The 23,068-nt window shown below is 48.5% G+C and carries 2 protein-coding genes (1 of these 2 only partly in view); both read left to right on the forward strand.

Going from position 1 to position 23,068, the window contains the following annotated elements; genetic code table 11:
* The first annotated feature begins 7 nt into the window (after positions 1–7).
* Positions 8–10,345, forward strand: a complete 10,338-nt coding sequence (locus ACETK5_RS08450) for an SDR family NAD(P)-dependent oxidoreductase (protein WP_463510129.1) — start codon at positions 8–10, stop codon at positions 10,343–10,345.
* A protein-coding gene (locus ACETK5_RS08455; RefSeq protein ID WP_394055075.1) for an SDR family NAD(P)-dependent oxidoreductase crosses the window boundary here: on the forward strand, positions 10,342–23,068 show its 5' portion. It continues 5,276 nt past the right edge of the window; only the first 12,727 of its 18,003 coding nucleotides appear in the window; it begins with the start codon at positions 10,342–10,344; its stop codon lies beyond the right edge, outside the window. The genes ACETK5_RS08450 and ACETK5_RS08455 overlap by 4 nt, the downstream gene beginning before the upstream one ends.

Here is a 23,068-nt window from a genome sequence, read left to right on the forward strand (position 1 = left end):
AAACGTGATGTATGAACAGTTTAACCTGTCCGCCAAGAACCCGATTATTAGCAATCATATGGTATACGGGCAACAATTATTGCCTGGACTGGCCTATATTGACCTTATCTACCAGGTTTATAAGAAACATCACTATCTATTCGACAAACTTGAGCTTCGTCATTTAAGTATATATAAACCGCTCATAGTCGAACGGGATGTTACTATAATTCTCGGCATTCAATGTGATGAGGCTTCTCCTGGTAGATGGAAGATTCGGTTGGAGGGACAGAATCGTCGTAACGGTATGGAAGAACCAGAGCAAACACTTTATGCCACGGCCGAGATGCATGCAAGAGATCAGGTGTCATACTCGGAAACGCTGGATTTAGGCTTCGTGAAGGGGGCAGCAAACCGTGTGCTCCCCATCCATGACATTTATGAAGAGTACCGAAGCCAGGAGTTGGTGCATACCGGATATATGAAGGCGGTAGGCCAGATTTATGAGATGGATACAGCAGCAATTCTGGATCTTTCTATTAGTCGGGAAGCGATAGCCAGCTCGAAAGAGTTCTTATTTCATCCTGCTCTGATCGACGGTAGTGGCGTAGGGGGCGGAAGAATGTATGCTCCTTCTGCCCAAGAGGAACAGCGCTTGTTCTTGCCTCTGAGTTATGCCGTTTTTAATGCTTCGGAACCGCTCCAGGAACGGTGTATTACAAGGGTGCAGAGGTCGTCCGTTCTTCATAAGAATGAGCTGATGTTTTGGACGATGGAGTTTTTTAACGGGGATGGAAAAAAAGTCGGGGAACTGAAAAACTTATCTACGAAACTGGTTCGCGATGCCGGGTTGATCCATCCGGAGCGGAAAGGGTCCCTTTCATCATCTCAGATCACGGAGCAGCGCAAGCCACCTCGGGTCAGCTCCAATAAGCAGGTTCAAATAACGGGTGCCGACGAAACGGCACCCGTTATTTCGATCGAATGGTTCCTACGGCAACTCATGGCGGACACGCTTAACTGTAAGGTGGAAGATATCCATCCTGAATCCGGATACTACGAGATGGGACTGGATTCCCCCGGATTGTTAGAGATTGTGAGGGCGATTGAGACCAGCATTAATATCTCGTTATCGCCGACTTTGTTGTTTGAGTATACAACAATTGCCGAGCTTGCTGCTTATCTCGAAGAAAACTATGCTTCAAAATTCAAGCAATCCGAGGCTGCATCGGTAATATCCGTAACTGATACCGCTTCAGATCCGGAATTTCAGAGTTCATCTAAGCGCTCGTTTTCCGGTTCCAATCTTTCTGATAATCCGTCAACGGAAGGAGACGTTGCCATTATCGGTATGTCCGGCCGATATCCCCAAGCTAGAAACCTTCACGAATTTTGGAGGAATTTGCAGGAGGGAAAGGACAGCATAAGCGAAATTCCAAAATCCCGCTGGGACTGGAAGACGATGGATGGTATAAAATCAGCTGGCGGGAAAGCGATGTCCAGATGGGGGGGATTCATAGACGATCCGGATTGCTTTGATCCGAAATTTTTTAGAATATCCCCTCGTGAAGCAGAAACGATGGATCCCCAGGAAAGGTTGTTCCTGGAAACTTGCTGGGAAGCCATTGAGGATGCTGGATATACCCCTAAATCATTAGTCCCGCCCCGAGGTAAAAATAACAGGCGGAAGGTAGGCGTCTTCGCGGGTGTGATGCATAAGGATTATTCCCTGGTGGGCGCAGATGCTGCTTCCCAAGGGGAAGCATTCCCACTTTCGCTGAATGCAGGCCCTATTGCCAATCGGGTTTCATATTTTTGCAATTTCCATGGCCCCAGCATGACCGTGGATACGCTATGTTCATCTTCCCTCACGGCCGTTCATCTGGCGATGGAGAGCTTGAAACGTGGAGAAAGCGAAGTTGCATTGGCCGGTGGGGTGAATTTATCTCTGCACCCGTCGAAGTATATGACATACGGGTTGTGGGGGATGCATTCAAGTGACGGTTATTGCCAGACCTTCGGCGAAGGAGGCGACGGCTACGTTTCAGCCGAAGGCGTTGCGGCAGTCCTCTTAAAACCATTAAATAAAGCAGTTCGAGATAATGACCGAATCTATGCGGTTATAAAAGGCAGCGCGATCAACCATGTAGGGACTGTGAGCGGCATTATGGTGCCTGGCCCAGTGGCACAGGGGGAAGTGATCGCTGATTGTCTCGAGCAATCAGGCATAAACCCGCGAACGATCGGTTATGTCGAAGCTCACGGTACAGGCACCTCGCTGGGGGATCCTATTGAGATCGAAGGGTTAATGAAAGCCTTCGAGTTGTATACCCGAGAACGGCAGTATTGCTCGATTGGTTCAGTAAAGTCCAATATTGGCCATGCGGAGTCCGCCGCGGGAGTTATCGGCCTCCAGAAGGCAGCTCTCCAAATCTATCACAAAACACTGGTTCCATCCCTGCATTCCGAGCAATTGAATCCCTATATTGATTTTGAACAATCTCCATTCTATGTGCAGCACACCAAGGAGAAATGGAAACAACCTGTAACCATGGACGGCATGCGCAAGATTAGCTATCCGCGGAGAGCTGCGTTAAGTTCTTTCGGAGCCACTGGTTCAAATGCCCATATGATTCTAGAAGAATACATAGGTGCGAAAGTAAGCGATACAACGCAGGAGAACCATGGACAAGAGCGACCTGTGATTGTTCCTGTTTCGGCTAAAAATGAAGAAAGGCTCAAAACCTACGCAAAAGAGATGCTCGATTATCTGTTAGGATTGCCTGAGAGCGATCCGGTACAGCAGGATGAAGAGCCGGGATTTACAGTCGACCTACAAGGTAAACTGAAGGAATTATTAGCTGATATCATGCATGTTCATGAAGAACTCATTGAACTAGATGTTCCGTGGAGTGAATATGGAGTTGAGCCTGTTCATATTCGATTATTAAAGGGAAAAATTCAGGATGAATTCCTCGTTGAGATCGATGATCAGGAATGGGGGCAGAGAAGCACGATTGCTTCCGTAACCGCTCATCTTCTGAATGAGCACCCAGAAGTGATGGGGGCTCCTAACGTTGGAACAGATCATGATGGCGGATCCGATGATCAGGACAAGCAGGGACAGAACCGCTCGATAATCTCCATCGAAGACGTGGCTTATACACTGCAAGTCGGACGCGAAGCCATGGAAGCACGAGTGGTGTTTGTCGCTCAGGATATCCTCGAATTGATTCAGGGGCTCCAAGCTTTTCTGGACAATAAAGAACTTAAACACGGCTTTAGAGGCAAGGCCAAGTTAATGAAGGATACAGCTGCATCCTCCTCTGCAGGTGATAGGAATAAGCAGTCCGTCAGCCAATGGATCGATGAGGGGAATTGGGATGAATTGGCTGAAGGGTGGGCTTCGGGCATGGAGTTAGATTGGAATTTATTATACGGCGAGAGCACCAGGCCTTCCCGGATCAGTTTACCGACCTACCCGTTTGCACGGGAGCGTTATTGGGTACCAGCTGCCGGAAAACCAATCGTTGCTGCGACTGCTGAAGCAGGGATACACCCTTTGCTGCACAAAAACACGTCCGACTTTACCGAGCAGCGATTTAGCAGCACTTTTAGGGGAAATGAATTTTTCTTATCCGATCATGTCGTGAGGAAGCAGAAGATATTACCGGGTGTTGCCTATCTGGAGATGGCGCGTATGGCAGTCATGGAATCCCTTGGCAGCCGAGCGGAGCATCATACGGGAATCCGCCTGAAAAATGTGGTTTGGATTCGGCCTGTCTCCGTTGGGGAGGAATATGCTGAAGTGAATATCCGACTGCTTCCCGCTGAGCATGGAGGGATCGTTTACGAAATATATAGTCAAGTTCAGGAGAGCACAAATTCAGAGCCTGTTGTACACAGCAAAGGCAGTGCCGAGCTGCTACCAGCTGCTGGAACGAAGGATGTCTTGAATATTGAAGATTTGAAGAGGCATTGCGGCGAACAGTGCTTCTTATCCTCCCAATTCTACGAGGTCTTTCATGAGATGGGGATGGAGTATGGCCCGGCCCACAGGGGAATAGAGAAAGCGTATGTAGGTGCGGGACAAATATTGGCTAAGTTATCCTTGCCGTCATCCGTTTCTAATACCTTGAAGGGGTATGTTCTCCACCCAAGCCTAATGGACTCAGCTTTACAGGCGACGATTGCTTATTCTATGAATTCTGGCGACATGCCCCTGGTTTCGGTGAACCCGGTGATGCCTTTTGCCCTTCAGGAACTGGATATTCGGGGGGAGTGCACGCCGAATATGTGGGCATGGATACGAAACAACGATAAGGCTGCAAAGACAGGTTTAACTCCAAAGCTGGATATCGATATATGTGATGATCAGGGCAATATTTGTGTTCGTATCAAAGGATTCTCAACAAGGGTGCTGGAAGGGGAGCTTGAGGCCAGCAGTCGGTCTAATGCGGCTACACAGGAGGCAATGGTACAAACGCCTGTCGGAAATATACATCTTGTGCCAGCATGGGAGGCCGTTCCGGTAGAGAATGGCACATGGCAGGCGCATGATTCCGATCATGTGATCTATGTTGGTGGGGAAGAGAATAGGAGCATGATTCAACAGATGTACCCGCGGGTGCATTTTTTTGATTTGAATCCAGCAGATACGATATCAGAAATTGCTGCAAAACTAGAAACTTTCGGCATAGTTGATCATATCGTGTGGGTTGCTCCTGCAGGTCCGTCATCTTCCCTGGAAGATGAAAAACTGATTGAACGACAGGAGCATGGCGTTATCCCATTGTTCCGCTTGATTAAGGCGTTCATTGGATTGGGTTATTCTGCCCGCGCCTTGGGATGGACAGTGATCACATTTGACACGCAGAGGGTTAACGAATCTCGCAAGGTCGATCCTTCGCATGCCGGCATTCACGGTCTGGTAGGTTCAATGGCAAAAGAATATCCGAGCTGGAATATCCGAATTATCGATTTGGAGGCCGGCCGTCCGTGGCCTGTATCCGATATATTCGCTCTCCCTGCTGATCGGCGTGGACACCCTTGGGTGTACCGGAAACAGCAGTGGTACCGGCAGCAGCTTGTACCATTGAATACTCCTGCAATGGTGAAATCAAGCTTTAGGCAGGGTGGCGTATATGTCGTAATTGGAGGAGCTGGCGGTATCGGCAAGGCATGGAGCGAGTATATGGTTCGTGCTTATGGAGCCTATGTGGTATGGGTCGGCCGCAGACAGATGGATGAACATATCCAGGCGGATATGGATAGAATCGCTCGTTTTGGACCCAGACCCGTCTATATCTCAGCAGATGCAACCGATTATGAAGAACTCAGAGCAGCTTATGAAAAAATAAAGCAGACATATTCGCGAATTAACGGCGTCGTGCATTCGGCGATGGTGCTGTCGAATCGAAGTCTCCTGGACATGGAAGAGGATCAATTCAGATCAGGGCTATCGGCCAAGATTGACGTGACCGTACGGATGGCCCAGGTTTTCCGTAAGGAATCATTGGATTTTGTTATGTTCTTCTCTTCCTTGATCGCTTTCATTAAGAATCCAAAACAGAGCCACTACGCAACAGGCTGTACGTTCAAGGATGCGTTCGCACATCGGCTTTCGCATGAATGGCCGTGCAAGGTGAAGGTGATGAATTGGGGGTATTGGAGCAGCGATGACGCTTCTGCTTCAGAGGATGTACAACAGCTGTCCCGGATCGGGATGGGACTCATTGAGCCTGAAGCTGGCATGAGAGCTTTGGAACGATTGGTTTCCATTCCGATTCATCAAATGGCGATGATTACAACGACCAAACCTCTTATCGTGGAAGGCATGAATCCTAAAGAGCGCATCGATATCCGATCGGATAGCATACCGTCAGTGATCAACAAAATTAGGGACTATAATTCGGGAACAGCAGATCGGCTCCAGAACATGAATGAGGCCCAGAGTTTAAATAAGGAAATGATCAGCCTTCTATCAAGAATGCTGCTAAGTGAGCTATCGTCAATGGGATTATTGGAAAAGGATACGAAGTCAGCCGAGAGCAAAGCCCATATTGGAATCATCCCAATGTACCAAAAGTGGTTTGAGGAAAGCTTGCGCGTCCTTGTGCAGCATCACTCCCTCTATCAGGATGGTGAAATGTACAAAGTAACCGATCCGTTATCCGTTGATAAAGCCTTGTTATGGAAGGAATGGGAACTGAAGAAAGTCGAATGGCTGGAAGATCCGAGTTTAAAGGCATGGATGACATTAGCTGAAGAGGTCATGCTTGCATTGCCTGAAATTCTGACAGGTAAACGCCTGGCCACCGATATTATGTTCCCGAATTCCTCCATGAACCTAGTGGAGGGCATCTATAAAAATAATCCCGTCGCCGATCATTTCAATGAAGTTCTTGCCGATACCTTATTGGCCTATATGGAGGAACGGATCAACGAATCTCCTGCCGTTAAAATCCGGATCATTGAAATTGGTGCCGGCACGGGAGGAACGAGCAGCAGGCTTTTCCAAAAATTAAAGCCTTGCAGTGATTATATCGAGGAGTATTGCTACACCGATATTTCCAAAGCGTTTTTATTATTTGCTGAGAAGGAGTACGGTCCGCACAATCCCTTTTTGACTTATAAAATATTGAATGTTGATGCGCCCGTTGCCGGCTCGGACACCCCTTTGGGTGAATTCGATATAGCTATTGCAACAAATGTGCTTCACGCGACCCGAAATATCCGCCAAACTTTACGCAATACCAAATCCGTCCTGAAAAAGAACGGTTTGATTCTAATCAATGAGCTGAGCGATAACCGATTATTTACGCACTTAACCTTTGGACTCCTGGAAGGTTGGTGGCTTTATGAAGATGCACCTTTACGCATTCCTGGTAGTCCGGGTCTGTATCCCGAAACCTGGAAGGACGTGTTGGAGTCCGAAGGCTACGAAGCGGTTTTTTTTCCGGCAAAAGAGTCTCATGAATGGGGACAGCAGATCATTGCGGCAAGTAGTAACGGGGTGGTCCGAGTGAAACAGGTGCCCCATTCAGACAGAGCCGATGCAGAGGTCAAACGCACGTTTAATGCCAAACCATTTGATACAAGGGACGGGTTAGAAACGATTGCCGCAGTGGAAGAGCAGCCTCGAGTTAAGAACGTTGCCGCTAAACAGGCCAGCACGGTTATGACCGAACAGATGCTGGAAGATCATGTGAAGGAGACCATCATTGAGAAGCTTTCCGAGGCATTAAAAGTAAATAGGAACGAAATCGAATTGGAGGAGTCCTTTGCCGATTATGGTCTGGATTCCATTATCGGGGTTCATCTGGTACAAGTCCTTAATCAAGCCTTACGCATCGAACTCGATACCACGAGCCTCTTTGATTACAGTTCTGTTAAGCAGCTTACAGCTTATATTTTATCGGATCACAGGGATGCAGTCGCTGGCCTGCTTGGGCAGAATCTAAACAAACCAGTCGTCTCTGAAGACAATCGGCGGGATATACCTGAACTAGGTGAAGCAGCATCGCCATCTTATTCCAGCCGGTTTATCGATAAGGCTTCTATATCAGGAAGGCAAGCACCTGATCTCGTTAAGCATGAGGTCTCTCCTATGACACCCATGAACAAAGAACCGATTGCCATTATCGGAATGAGCGGAAAGTATGCTAAATCAGCTAACGTGAACGAACTATGGACGCACTTGTCCAACGGAGCAGAACTTATTGGAGAGTCTCCGCGTTGGGATCTCTCGGCACATTATCCGAAAGTGGCCCAGTATTGCGATCGCGGAGGTTTTGTAGAGAATATTGATCAGTTTGACCCATTCTTTTTTAATATTAATGGTCTGGAAGCCAGCTATATGGATCCTCAGCAAAGGATATTTATGGAGGAATGCTGGAAGGCACTGGAGGACTCAGGTTATGCCGGATCCAGGATTCAGGGACGCCATTGCGGCGTTTATGTCGGCTGCCTTGGAGGTGCGGGCGATTATCAACAGCTCTTCGGAGATGATGCGCCGGCGCAAGCATTCTGGGGCATAGCTGGATCGGTCATTCCGGCACGGATTGCGTATTATCTTGATCTCAAGGGACCGGCCATCGCCATTGATACGGCCTGTTCCAGCTCATTAGTCGCCGTCCATATGGCATGTCAGGGGTTATGGTCAGGCGAGACGGAAATGGCATTGGCTGGAGGCGTGTTTATCCAGTCTACGCCATGGTACTATTTGAGCACCAACAAAGCGGGAATGCTTTCGACAACGGGCCACAGCTATACTTTTGACGAGCGTGCTGACGGATTTATCCCGGGTGAAGGGGCGGGCGTTCTAGTACTGAAGCGTCTTCAGGAAGCGATACATGACGGAGATCATATTTATGGAGTCATTCGCGGATCGGGAATGAACCAGGACGGAACGACGAACGGCATAACGGCGCCAAGCGCCGTCTCTCAGGAACGCCTGGAACGAAACGTATATGATGCCTTCCAAATTGATCCCGGCGACATACAGGTTATAGAAGCTCATGGAACGGGCACGAAGCTGGGAGACCCCATTGAGTATCAGGCACTAACGAAGGCTTTTAGAAATTATACCGACAACAAAGAGTACTGCGCGATCGGCTCGATCAAGACCAACATCGGGCATGCGGCCCATGCGGCTGGCGTCGCGGGAATCATTAAGGTTTTGCTGTCTTTGAAGCATAAGCAAATTCCGCCTACGCTAAATTTTGAAACGGGGAATTCGAATATTCAGTTTAAGGACAGCCCCTTTTATGTAAATACGAGCCTCAGGGATTGGGAGAAAGGAAGGAGTGGTAAAAGACGAGCAGCCGTGAGCTCCTTCGGATTCAGCGGAACTAACGCCCATATTGTTATAGAAGAGGCACCGGAACTAACAGGGAGTCATACCGACAAACAGGGATATCTGATTGTGTTATCTGCACGAACGCCTGAGCAGCTGCGCAAGCAGGCGAATCAACTGCTGGATTTCTGCCAAGATGACAGGCAAGCAGACTGCGGAAACCTTAGCTATACCTTGTTGGCGGGAAGAAAGCACTTTAACAACCGCTTAGCCTGCGTAGCTCGGAGCTTGGATGAGTTAATGACATTCCTTAGTAAATGGCTGGCCAGAAGCAAGGTACCACAGGTTTATGTGTCGGAACTGAATGAAAATGATCGTCGGGAACAGCCTTCCTTAAAGCGATACGGAAACCAATGCATCCAGGAATGCCATTTGGTCGAACCCACCGAATATGTGGAGCGGCTAACAACGATTGCTGAGTTATATATTCAAGGATATGGGCTTGATTATGAAGCGTTGTTCTCGAATGAACGCTATACCATCATATCTCTGCCAACCTATCCCTTTGCGACTGAACGCTATTGGGTACCGGATAAAAAAGGCAAAGGCAGCTCTTCTATTGAATCAGCCCCACAAGGGCAGGCCATGCTGCACCCTCTGCTTCATCAGAACACATCGGATCTTTCGGGAGTCCGCTACAGCTCGACTTTTAACAGAGACGAACCTTTACTGGCTTCAACTGATGTCTCAGGAAGGAACACACTCTCGGGGATGATATATGTGGAGATGGCCAGGAAAGCAGCGGAGTTATCGGGGGGAGTTTTCCTTGACGCCCATGAAGAGATTCAGATCAAGGATGTGGTTTGGTCCCAACCGGTTGAATTTGTGGAAGAAGACTTGCAGCTCCATATTGATATCTTCCCGGATGCGGGAGACCTTTCATATGAAATCTACAGTACAGCGGACAAGAATAGCATAGATCCGGTTATACACAATCAGGGACGGGTGTTGACAACGGCCCTTCAAAGCAAGGCATTGCGGGCTGATATGAGTCTTGTACAGGCACAATGCAATGTGAAATATTTCTCAAAGTTTGAGTGGTACAAGGTATATGTGGAAGCAGGAATAATTCATAGTCCTCAACAGCAAGTGGTAGAGGAGATGTTTATCGGACACCACCAGCTGCTCGCGAAGCTTTCAATGCATTCTGCTTTTCGGGATTCATCCCATCATTTCATATTGCATCCAAGTCTAACCGAGGCTGCTATGCAAGCGACGATAGGCCTCTTGCCAGATTGGGATGAGCAAATGGGTAGCGGAATCGTGAGTTCTGCACAACCGCTATCCTTGCAGGAGGTTCATATGATCGGTAAGCCAACGCCATTGTCATGGGTTCACGTACGAAACAGTGCGTATGGCGTTCAGGGGACAAATATCAAAGTTGATATTGACTTCTACGATCATCACGGAGCGTTATACGCAACCATGAAAGGACTTACAGCGCGATTGGAGAGCAACGGACAGCATACCGTAAAACACGCAAAGGTTGGAGGAGGATTACAAATATGAGAAATCAGGATGCTCTTTCAAGTTCAAAAGGCTCAGTTTCTGCTTCAGGGGTCCAGATGTTTACACCGATCTATAAAGAAACAGAGACCATGAATGGTCGGAATCCGTCGAGTTATGTCCGGCATCTAGCCATCTTTTGTGAGATGGATCATTCAACCTTCGAAAGTCTACAGAGCGGGCTGACAGGCATCGAGTGCCTGATGCTTCAGTCACCTTCTTACCTGGAGATCAATCAACGCTTCCAATCCTATGCACAGCAGTTTCTTGACCTCGTAAAAACGATAATGGAACAGAAAGTGACCGGCGAGGTGCTTATTCAACTTGTGGTACCGGTTCAGGGTGAGCAGAAGCTGTTCACCGGACTTTACGGCCTCCTACGAACAGCCCGTATGGAAAACCCGCGATTAAGCGGTCAACTGATAGAAATAGAACCGGACGTAGAGGCATCAATACTCGTGCAAATGCTTAACCGCAGCAAGGGGTTGGCAGTAGATATCATACGCTTTGATCAAGAAAAAAGGTGGGAGGCAGGGTGGAATGAAGTTATTGTTCCGCCGGTGGAGGTGAGCATTCCATGGAAAGACAACGGGGTTTATCTGATTACCGGAGGCGCAGGTGGACTCGGACTCCTGTTTGCGGAAGATATTATCTGGCGAGTTAACGCTCCAGTATTGATTCTTACCGGTCGTTCTGTCCTATCTATGGATAAAGAAGCCAAACTTCATGAGATGAGAGCAACAGGAGCCAGAATCGAATATAAACAAACGGATGTGTCTCTTAAGGATCAGGTAGAACTCCTGATTCATGACATCCTGGAGGAATTCGGAAGCCTGCATGGGATCATCCATGGTGCAGGTGTCGTTTGTGACAATTTCATACTTAAAAAGACCGGGGATGAATTGGAGCAAGTGCTGAATCCCAAAGTGTCAGGGACGACATATCTAGATTCGGCCACCAAGGATTTGCCGCTGGATTTCTTTATTTTCTTCTCGTCGATCGCGGGCTGTTTCGGCAATCCGGGACAAGCGGATTATGCTGCTGCCAACGCATATATGGATGCCTATGCGGCGTATAGAAACGGTCTCGTAGCAACCGGACTGCGTCAAGGCCAATCGTTGTCCATCAACTGGCCATACTGGAAGGATGGCGGAATGGAAGTTGATGAAATAACGGAGAAATCGATGATGCAAAGCTGGGGAATGATGGCTCTGGACACGAAAACCGGTATACAGGCTATGCATCAAGCACTGGCTTCCGGTCATGATCGAGTCCTCATCGTGTCAGGTCAAGTAGATCAGATCAGAGAGAGGCTGCTACCCGGTCCCACTCCTAAATCAGCAGCTTCTGAACCGACGAAGCGTCACCAAGTCGATGAGGGCTTGTTAAGAGACAGAACGGGCCGTCAACTCAAAGTCCTCTTTGGAGAAGTGACACAACTCGAGGTTACCCAATTACATGTGAATGAACCCCTTGAGAGTTATGGAATCGACTCGATCATGATCAACCAATTGAATGCAAAAATGGCAGTGATCTTCGGGGAGCTTTCCAAAACATTGTTCTACGAGTACCAGACATTAGGTGAAGTCCTTGATTATCTGACTGCCGAACACACGGAACGATGTGTGTGGTGGACAGGGCTGGGAGAGCAGAGTGAGGAGGGATCTGCAAGACCATCGGTGGATCCTCGTTCCGGTGAACCTTTTCCTGTTCTCGTTTCATTCCGTAAAGAGAAGAACCGTTCTACCCGCTCTCCAATCCATAAACCTGAGCTCAAATCGCGAGAACCCATTGCTATTATCGGTATAAGCGGACGTTATCCTTCTGCCCGCAATCTCAACGAATATTGGGAGAATCTTAAGGCAGGCAAAGATTGTATTACCGAAATACCTGGTGACCGCTGGCCGATGGAAGACTTCTTCGATTCGGATCCACAGGAAGCAGTGGCGCAAGGCAAGAGCTATAGTAAATGGGGAGGGTTTTTAGAGGGATTTGCGGATTTTGACCCTTTGTTTTTCAATATTTCTCCCCGTGAAGCCATGATGATGGACCCTCAAGAGCGCTTGTTCATCGAGTCCTGTTGGGAAGCGTTAGAAGACGCGGGTTATACGCGGGAGCAGCTGGCGATCAAGCATAACCGCCGGGTAGGCGTTTTTGCCGGGATCACGAAGACGGGTTACGATCTGTACGGCCCCGGTTTATGGGAGCAGGGGGAACATGTTAACCCGTACACCTCCTTTAGCTCAGTTGCCAACAGAGTTTCGTACTATCTGAATTTACAAGGACCCAGCATGCCGATTGATACGATGTGCTCATCCTCTCTGACCGCGATTCACGAAGCCTGTGAGCATCTTCATCTGGGAGAATGTGAAATGGCGATCGCAGGCGGTGTGAATCTATACTTGCACCCTTCCAATTATCATTGGCTTAGCGTTCAACAAATGCTCTCGAAGGATGGCAGATGCAAAAGTTTTGGCCAGGGCGCAAACGGATTCGTTCCTGGTGAAGGCGTGGGGATCGTTCTTCTGAAACCTCTGTCACGTGCAATTGCAGATGAAGATCAGATTCATGCCGTGATTAAAAGCACCAGTACGAATCATGGCGGTAAAACCAACGGCTATACTGTACCCAATCCTGTAGCGCAGGGAGATCTCGTCCGTGCTGCACTGGATAAAGCAGGAATAAATGCAAGAGCGGTCAGTTATATCGAAGCGCACGGAACAGGAACCGATCTCGGCGACCCCATTGAAATAACAGGGCTTACCCAAGCATTCTCCATAGATACAGGGGATACTGGGTTTTGCTCCATCGGTTCAGCCAAATCCAATATCGGCCATTTGGAAGCGGCAGCCGGCATGGCCGGTCTAACCAAAATCGTCTTGCAAATGAAGCATAAGATGCTGGTACCCAGTCTGCATGCCAAAGAACTGAATCCGAACATTAACTTTGCCAACACGCCTTTTGTCGTCCAGCAATCGCTTCAGGAATGGCAAAAACCGGTGATTCATATGGATGGAGAGCTTATAGAGTTTCCTAGGATAGCGGGTGTCTCGTCCTTTGGAGCAGGCGGTTCCAATGCCCATGTCATCTTGGAAGAATATACGCCTGAGGAGACGTATCGCCCGGCCCCGTCTTCTCAAGATGGTCTTCCTGTGGTTGTTCCGTTGTCAGCCAAAAACCAATCATGCCTTAACGAGAAAGTGAAACAGCTTTTGGAGATGATGGCTGAGGAGATTTTATCGGATAGTCAGCTCCTTGATATGGCTTACACTCTTCAGGTTGGGCGAGAAGGCATGGAAGAACGGATTGCAGTCGTTGCGGAATCGATTCAAGATCTTCGAGCTAAGCTAACACGTTATGTGACGGGACACAACGATATTGATGGACTCTACAGGGGACAGATGAAGCCGGGTAAAGAGCAACAGAGTATAGAAGAAGCGGATTCATCGATGGAGAAGCTGGTACTGGAGCGGAATTTTCATAGCATCGCCATGATTTGGGTTCAGGGCCTGCGCGTGGATTGGAATATCCTGTATAGGAATGGCGTTAAACCACGCCGTCGAAGTCTGCCCGTCTATCCCTTTGCGAGGGAACGATATTATATTGCAGAGCATCAGCTGATTAAAGAAGGCGTTGTTTCATCAACCCGGAAGTCGCTCGTGGATTCTGCGAATGCGAATGAGTCTGCAAGGATGGAGATGGATGGAAGCTCCAAGGAAACAATCCACGAGGCAAGTCATCGAAGTGCTGTGTCAGGTAAAGGCTGGCGAAGAGAAATGAGAGGCATGAGCACGAAGCAGTGCATTGAATGGGATTTGAAGGAGCAGATCGGTATATTGCTCCAAATTCAGAAGGGTAGGCTGGACAGCGAAATCAATCTTGCTGACTTTGGCTTTGACTCCATAAATTTAACCCATTTGGCGACCAGGCTGTCTAAGCATTATGGGGTGGAACTAACACCTTCGGTATTCTTCGGTCATTCCACGATAAGTAAAATAACGGAGTATTTGATGAAGGAGCACCAAGAAGCACTTGCCGAGTTTTACTATGAGGCTGACGAGCACAGGCCTGCAAAGATCGCTCCCCAAGCACGCCCCATCGCGCAGGCAAAGATGAAGCTAAGCAGCAACCTATCTGATGATGCCCATGAGCCCATCGCCGTTATCGGCATAAGCGGACGATTTCCGGAAGCGAGAAACGTTGAAGAAATGTGGACGATTCTGACCGAGGGAAGGAACGCAGTGAGAGAAATTCCCGCTGATCGGTTTGATTGGCGTCATTATTACAGTCCCTCAGACAAGGATCCTCACAAGACAGACAATAAATGGTGCGGTTGTATCCCGGGCGTTAGCGAATTCGATCCGTTATTTTTCGAGATCTCACCTAAGGATGCGGAATCAATGGATCCGCGGCAGCGCTTATTGCTCCAGGAAGCCTGGAAGGCGTTGGAGCATGCTGGCTACGGAGACAAAAAAATCAGAGCTGGGAAAATTGGCATGTTTGTGGGTGCTGAGCAAGGGGATTACCAGCAGCTAGTTAGAGGAGAGGCAGGGATTACCTCCAACCATAATGCTATTCTGGCGGCAAGGCTGTCCTATTTTCTGAATTTGAATGGTCCGGTACTCACGGTGGATACGGCATGTTCTTCTGGGCTGGCCGCAGCACACCAAGCTTGTCTCAGCCTTCGCAATGATGAGTGTGATACGGCCATTGCTGCCGGTGTCAATCTGATGCTTACTCCAGACCCGTATGTTGGAATGAGTCAGGCCGGGATGCTCTCCAGGGATGGTACATGCTTTGCATTTGATAAACGGGCGAACGGGCTTGTTCCTGGAGAAGCGGTCACCGTGGTTGTGCTCAAGCGTTTATCCAGGGCAGAGGCCGATGGGGATTCGATCTTGGCGGTGATCCGCGGCAGCAGTATTAACTATGACGGCAAAACAAACGGAATCACGGCTCCGAGCGGAGTTGCGCAAACCGAGCTTGTGAAAGCCGTTTATGAACAGTCTCGTGTTAACCCGGGTGATGTTGAATATGTCGTAACACACGGGACCGGAACGAGGCTGGGGGATCCGGTAGAGGTAAACGCCCTTCAAGATGCATTCAAAGCCTATACGGATAAACAAGGATATTGCGCGATTACTTCCAATAAAACGAATTTTGGGCACACCTTCGCCGCTTCTGGGTTAGTCAATATGATCAATCTGATACAAGCTTTCCGTCATGAAACGATTCCTGCAAGCCTGAATTTTGAGCAAGAGAATGATTTTATCCATTGGACGGAAAGTCCTTTTTATGTCAATATATCGAATAAACCCTGGCCAGCCAGCGGAAATAAAAAACGTCTGGGTGCCGTAAGTGCGTTCGGAATGAGCGGAACGAACGTTCATATGGTTTTGGAGAGCTACGTTACAGCTTCCGTAGAAGAGCCAACAGGCATTCCCCCTTATCATTTGCTTACGTTCTCTGCCAAAACGAAGGAAGCAATGGAAGAGAAGATTCAAGATATGGTTGTCATGCTAGGAAAAGCGGATGCATCACAGGAATCGTTGAGCAAAATAAGTTATACCTTGTTGGAAGGACGACAGCATTTTAACCATCGTATGGCAGTTGTTGCTGGGGATAAACAGGACGCAGAATATATATTATCGGCAAACGGGGATACCTTACGTCTGCCCAATCGCTTTGCTGGAAAAGTGCCACGTGATTTTGAAGGCCAACCTTTGATCCAGCAGTACGTCAACGATCTACTGAGATCTGCCCAATCTCTGAAGGAAGATCCGGATAAATACCGAGAAGCACTCTATGCATTAGCTGATCTGTACTGCCAAGGGTATGAGATCAGCGGCGAAGGTTTATATGACGGTGCATTGGCCCAGCTGACAGAGCTCCCGACTTATCCATTCGCCAGAGAGCATTATTGGGCATCTGTCCAAGACGCGACCGCTGGCGTTGCAAATACGAAACCCGGGCGCTTCCGAATCATAAACAGGCCCCGAAGAGATGCACATCATGGGCCTTCTGTGGGACAAGATCAGCTTCGAATAACAGAAGGTGCGGCGCCGCAAGAAGCTAACGAATTGATGACATTTGAAGAGGTCTGGGAAGAAGAGGCTTTAGAGGATATCCATAACGCCGATTTAAAGACGCTGGTTTGTTTCCTAACCGAAGAGGAGAGCAAACAGATTGTTACGGACAAAGCCACAGCCTTGGATGGAGACATGCAGGTTATTTTTGTTTCGCAAAGTACCGTCTTTGACAAGAAATCCAGGCATGATTACCGTATTCCCGTGATGAATAGGGATTCATATGTACAGGTGCTGTCGAGTATCCGCGAGGATTTCAAAGAAATCGATGCCGTGCTGTATTTATGGCCAATTGAAGATGCTGCGTACATCAAAGATTATTCCAGCATCGTGCATTTGGTTCAGGCTATCGCTGCCGCAAAATTAAAACCGAAGCAGTTGTTGCTTGCCGGCCAATTCGAGAATCCGATTGAGCGATGTTATATGGAATCATGGATTGGCTTTGAGCGATCTTTAGGTCTCGTACTGCCAAATGTTCGCGTAAGTGTCGTTTCCATTGAGTTGCAGGCACGGTTGCGAAAGGAGTCTCTGATCGTCCCGATTGAGAAGCTGTGGACGGAACTTCAAGCAAACCAATCAGGAAGTGTACTGTATCAGGACGGTAAACGATATATTTGCCGAGTCAAGCCCACCATGCTGGAGATTGATTCTATCATGTTGAAGCGAGGGGGAACCTACCTGATTACCGGTGGATGTGGCGGCTTGGGGCTTCTTTTTGCCAGACATATCGCAAGCCGGTATGCTGCGAATTTAATCCTTACAGGCAGATCCCCGATGAATGATGAAATACGGGCCGGCATCAAGGAGCTGGAGGACCTGGGCAGTCAAGTTCTATATGTCCAATCCGATATTTGTGACGTGGAACATATGCGTGAAGGTTTGGTCGCTGCAAAGGCTCGTTTCGGACCTATACATGGGGTTATTCATGCGGCCGGCATGTCAAGCCGTCAACATATACTTGAAAAAGTGTTGGAAGATTTCCATGCAGTGCTCGCTCCTAAAGTGGAAGGAACACTCGCACTGGATGAAATACTTCAGGATGAGCAGCAGTTGGAATTTATCTGTTATTTCTCATCCACCTCGGCTGTGATTGGCGATTTTGGTTCATGCGACTACGCCATTGGAAACCGGTATCAGATGGCATATGCGCGACATCGGAACGAACAGAACCGGGCCGGTCGATCCATCGTGATCAATTGGCCGCTTTGGAAGGAAGGCGGCATGGGCTTTGAGGATCAGGATAATACCAAGATGTATTTGAAATCCAGCGGTCAGCGCTTGCTGGAGACTGAAGAGGGCTTACAGATATTTGAGCGCATTCTTTCTCACAGTCTTTCGCAGCATCTGGTGCTGGTTGGTCAGCGAAGCCGGGTGCATCGATTCCTGGGGCTGGCCAACAACGAGAATTCATTTGAAGCAAATAGACAAACACCAAATACCGTAAATGCGAACACTGCTCAAGGCAAGGGATGGCGGAATGAAATGAAGGGATTGAGCCTTGCGCAGCGCCTGGAATGGGATATGAAGGAAATCGTAAGCGAGCTCCTTAAGATCCCTCGCGATAAGCTGGATTTAGACGAAAATTTGGCGGAATTCGGCTTTGATTCCATCAATCTTGCACAATTTGCCAATGTGCTGACCGGGCATTATGACTTGGATATCACACCTTCGTTATTCTTCGGACAATCCACGATCGGAAAATTAATCGATTATTTTTTGAAAGAGCATAACGAAATGATGACTGAATTTTATCGAGAAAGTCAGATCGTAGATACGGAATCGCCAAACTTCCCAGACACAGCTGCAGCTGAGCCAAAAGCTTTCAAGAGAGCGAGGGTGCAGGAACGAATAGCCTCATCATCAAACCTCCATGAGCCTATTGCGATCATTGGCATGAGCGGACGGTTTCCGGAAGCCCGAAACATCGATGAGATGTGGACGATCCTGGCGGAAGGCAAAAGTGCCGTGTCGGAAGTTCCTGCCGAGAGATTCGATTGGCGGCGATATTATGGGGATGGCGAGCAGGAATCAACGCCAATCCATTGCAAATGGTGCGGAACCATTCCGGGCGTCCGTGAATTTGATCCGATGTTTTTTGAGATTTCGCCTAATGAAGCGAAAACGATGGATCCGAGACAGCGGCTTTTGCTTCAGGAATCCTGGAGGGCGTTGGAAGATGCCGGGTATGGGGAGGACAAGCTTGGCGGATGCAAGATCGGGATGTTTGTTGGAGTCGAAGATGGCGACTATCATCTGCTTGTGAAAGACAAAGGGAGTATAACCTCTAACCATAATGCTATTCTGGCAGCGAGATTATCGTATTTTCTGAACTTGACCGGGCCGAATATGGCCATTAATACAGCATGTTCATCGGGACTGGTTGCAGCTCATCAAGCGTGTATGAGCCTACGTAATGGAGAGTGCGACGCGGCCATCGTGGCAGGAGTCAATCTTCTGCTTACACCCAATGCATACACTGGCATTAGTCAGGCTGGGATATTATCTGCAGACGGCAAGTGTTATGCATTTGACCAACGGGCTAACGGAACGGTTCCCGGTGAAGCTGTTACCGCTTTGGTATTCAAACGCTTGTCACAAGCCGAAGCGGATGGGGACCCTATACATGCGGTGATTCGCGGAAGCGGAGTTAATTATGATGGGAGAACCAATGGGATCACAGCTCCCAGCGGAATTGCCCAAACCAATCTGTTGAAAGAAGTTTACCATCAATATCAGATCAATCCAGCAGAAATAGAGTACATTGTAACCCATGGCACCGGGACAAAATTGGGCGACCCAGTAGAAATTAATGCCTTGAATGAAGCGTTTAAAGCGCATACGGAGAAACAGGGGTACTGCGCGCTTACCTCTTCCAAGACGAATTTCGGCCATGCTTTTGCGGCTTCCGGACTGGTAAGCCTGATTAATCTCGTGATGTCCCTGCGTCATGAAATGATTCCGCCGAGTCTTAATTTTGAGCAAGAGAACGACTATATCCAATGGGCGGACAGCCCGTTCTATGTGAACAAGAAAGCGAAGGCTTGGAGTCAAGCTAACGGAGCATCCCTAAAAGGAGCCGTTAGCGCTTTCGGAATGAGCGGAACTAACGCGCACATGGTTGTCGAGAGTTATTCGAGGAAAAAAGTTGCTGTGTCCACGGAGCGACCGCCGTACTATGTGCTTGCACTTTCAGCCAAAACGAAAGAAGCGCTCGAGGAAAAAATCCGGGATATGCTTCATGCACTCGTTAATGAGAAGTGGGGTGAAGAGGACCTTCAGCATATCAGCTATACGCTGCTGAATGGCCGCGTTCATTTCAGTTATCGCTGTGCCGTTGTCATACAGGATTTAAGTGATGCTGTGTATGTAATGAAACAAGCTGGGAACCGCGAGAAAGTGCCGAATCTTTTCGAAGGCAGGGTTCCCCGCGATTTTACCGGACAAAAAGCGATGCAACTGTATATACAGGAACTGCTTGCGAAGAGCTGTACCCAGCATCTTGGCAAAAGCCAATTTCAAGACACGCTATATGCCCTGGCGGACTTTTACTGCCAAGGATATGAAATCGAGTGGGGTCAACTTTTTGGTCATGTTCGACCTTACAAGGTTAAGCTGCCGACGTATCCATTTGAACGGGAAAGCTATTGGGTGAATACTGCTGAAGGAGAATTTTGTGAGCCAACAATCAGGAGGATCGATGCCGCAGGACCTCATCCTGCAGTAGAGGCTGAGGTGAGTCCGTTAGCCGACCGCACATATGATGTGGAGATCAAAGCTGATGTTGAGATTTCATATCATTCAGGCGAAATGGATTCCGAAGCGCTGGTGTCGTCAGTTTCTGCTCAACTAAGAACCCTCTTGACGGAGGTAACCGGGATTCCCCATGACAAATTGGAGAATGCGGCCACCTTTGAAGAATTGGGACTGGATTCCCTGATGATTCATGCGTTAAATAAAAAAATCGAGCTCTGGGTTGGACAGTTAGACGCCACTCTTTTTTATACGTACAACAGCATCCAAGCATTAGCCGCTTATTTGGCACAGGAATATAATGTAGCGGTCTCCAAGCATGTGGATACGGCTGTGAATGGGGCATCTCTGAAGAACATAAAGCAGGTTGAGGAAGTGGGACCGGCCTCAAAACAACCTCCGCAAGCTCCTATTCCAGCAGCGATACCTTTAAGCCGTTCGATCTTATTAACGGATCGGCAGCCAAACGCCTCGAACGATATTGCCATTATCGGTTTAGCTGGCCGCTATCCGAAAGCAGATACGCTGCAGCAGTTCTGGAATAACCTGTACGCAGGAAAGGATTCCATTGAAGAAATTCCGGCAAGTCGCTGGTCTTTAGACGGCTTCTATGAACCGGACCGGACCAAAGCGGTAGCGAAGGGTTTAAGCTATAGCAAGTGGGGAGGCTTTTTGGATCGCATTGAATATTTCGATCCATTGTTTTTTAATATTTCGCCAAGGGACGCCATGTACATGGATCCGCAGGAACGCTTGTTTCTTGAGGTTGCCTGGGGATGTATGGAGAATGCGGGATATACCCGGGAATCGCTGAAGCGGGATGGGTATGGAAATCAAATCGGAGTATTTGTCGGTGCTACTTTTAACAACTATCAGTTGTTTATGGCCGATGCTGCCGGGCAAGCCAGTAAAGAGATGTATCTGGCGACAAGCCAGATGTTCTCGATAGCAAACCGGGTGTCTTATATCATGGATTTTACAGGTCCAAGCTTGACGGTGGACACAGCATGTTCTTCATCCCTATATGCAGTTCACCTGGCTTGTGAAAGCATTCGAAATGGGCAGTCCCGGATGGCAATCGCCGGCGGTGTAAATCTTTCGCTCCATCCTAGCAAGTATATTACATTGTGCCAGGGACAATTCAGCGCCTCCGACGGAAGATGCCGCGCTTTTGGCGAAGGGGGAACAGGTTATGTGCCGTCTGAGGCGGTAGGCGCAGTCTTTTTAAAGCCTTTGCAGGAGGCAATCAAGGATCAGGATTCCATTTATGGGGTCATAAAAGGAACCGCGGTCAGTCATGCGGGCAGGACGAACGGTTATACGGTACCAAGTCCAGTGTCCCAGTCTCAGGCGATTGAAAAGGCGCTTCTCCAAAGCGGGATTGATCCAAGAAGCATCAGTTCCATTGAAGCTCACGGCACCGGAACTTCTCTCGGGGATCCGATTGAGATTAAAGGCTTGACGGATGTATTCGGCAAATATACCGGGGATATAGGATATTGCTCCATTTCTTCAGTCAAATCCAACATTGGACATGCAGAGGCAGCGGCTGGTATTGCGCAGCTTACCAAAGTGCTGCTTCAATTGAAGCATCAAACCTTAGTGAAAAATGTCATGCACGGGCATGGTTTAAATCCTAATATTGACTTTGATCGGACACCATTTGTTGTGCAGCGTGATACCGCTCATTGGAAACGTCCAACGATTCATGGACAGGAAGTTCCTCGCCGTTCCGGTATTTCATCCTTCGGTGCAGGGGGAGCTAACGCACATATCATAGTTGAAGAGTATGTCCCGGTGAACGATCCACGGGCCCGCATTGCCGTCAATTCGCAAAGTCCTGCGCTAATTCTCTTATCGGCTAAAAACGAAGACAGGCTCCGGGAAAAGGCCAGGCAGTTATTGTATGCCATTACGGAAGAACAGTTCTCTGACGGCGCGCTTGCTGATATTGCCTATACGCTTCAAGTGGGGCGTGAAGCCATGGAAGAACGATTGGCATGGATCGTAGGGTCTATGGACGATCTTAAGATGAAGTTGGAAGGATTCATTGAGGGCCGTGGTCATATCAAGGACATGTTCCGGGGACAGGTTAAACGCAATAAGGAGACGTTGTCAGTCTTCGAAGCAGATGAAGAGTTTCAGGAAGCCGTTATCAAATGGATCCAGCGCGGAAAATACGCCAAACTTCTCAATCTTTGGGTAAGAGGACTGGGTGTCAACTGGAACCAGATCTATGGAGACGTGAAGCCGTGCCGCATTAGCTTGCCAACTTATCCGTTTGCTGGTGAACCTTACTGGATTCCTGAGATCGAGAAGGATGCCAATGCAACAGAGCCTGTTGGAGTTCCCGCCGTATCGGTTGTTCATCCTTTACTTCACCGGAATACCTCCGATCTTTCGGGGCTGCGTTTCAGTTCGGTTTTTACGGGGAGCGAGTTTTTCCTAAAGGATCATGTTGTGAAGGGACAGCGGGTTCTGCCTGGAGTGGCTTATCTTGAAATGGCTCGAACGGCCGTAGAACAAATTGCCGGAGAGACGCTGGAGCAAGGTCGCACAGGAATTCGGCTTAAAAATGTCGTATGGGCTCGGCCCATTGTGGCGGAAGATCAACCGGTTCAAGTCCATTTGGATCTATATCATGAGGATAATGGTGAAATTGCCTATGAAGTATACAGTGAGCAGGAAGCGGGAGGAGAACCGGTGCTGCACAGCCAGGGAAGTGCGGAAGTATGCAGCATGAATGATCATGCTTCGTTGGATATTGAATCTCTTCTGGCTGAATGCAATCTGGACATCATTTCATCAAGCAAGATCTATGAAACCTATAGCGCAATGGGTATACAATACGGTCCAGCACATCAAGGCATACAAAAAGTCTATCTGGGCA

The organism is Paenibacillus ilasis (genome assembly GCF_043195395.1).
GTDB lineage: Bacteria > Bacillota > Bacilli > Paenibacillales > Paenibacillaceae > Paenibacillus_AQ > Paenibacillus_AQ lautus.

What these genes read in the sequence shown, in the direction of transcription:
- ACETK5_RS08450 (WP_463510129.1), top strand. Translation starts at nt 8, where the DNA reads ATGTATGAACAGTTTAACCTGTCCGCCAAGAACCCGATTATTAGCAAT.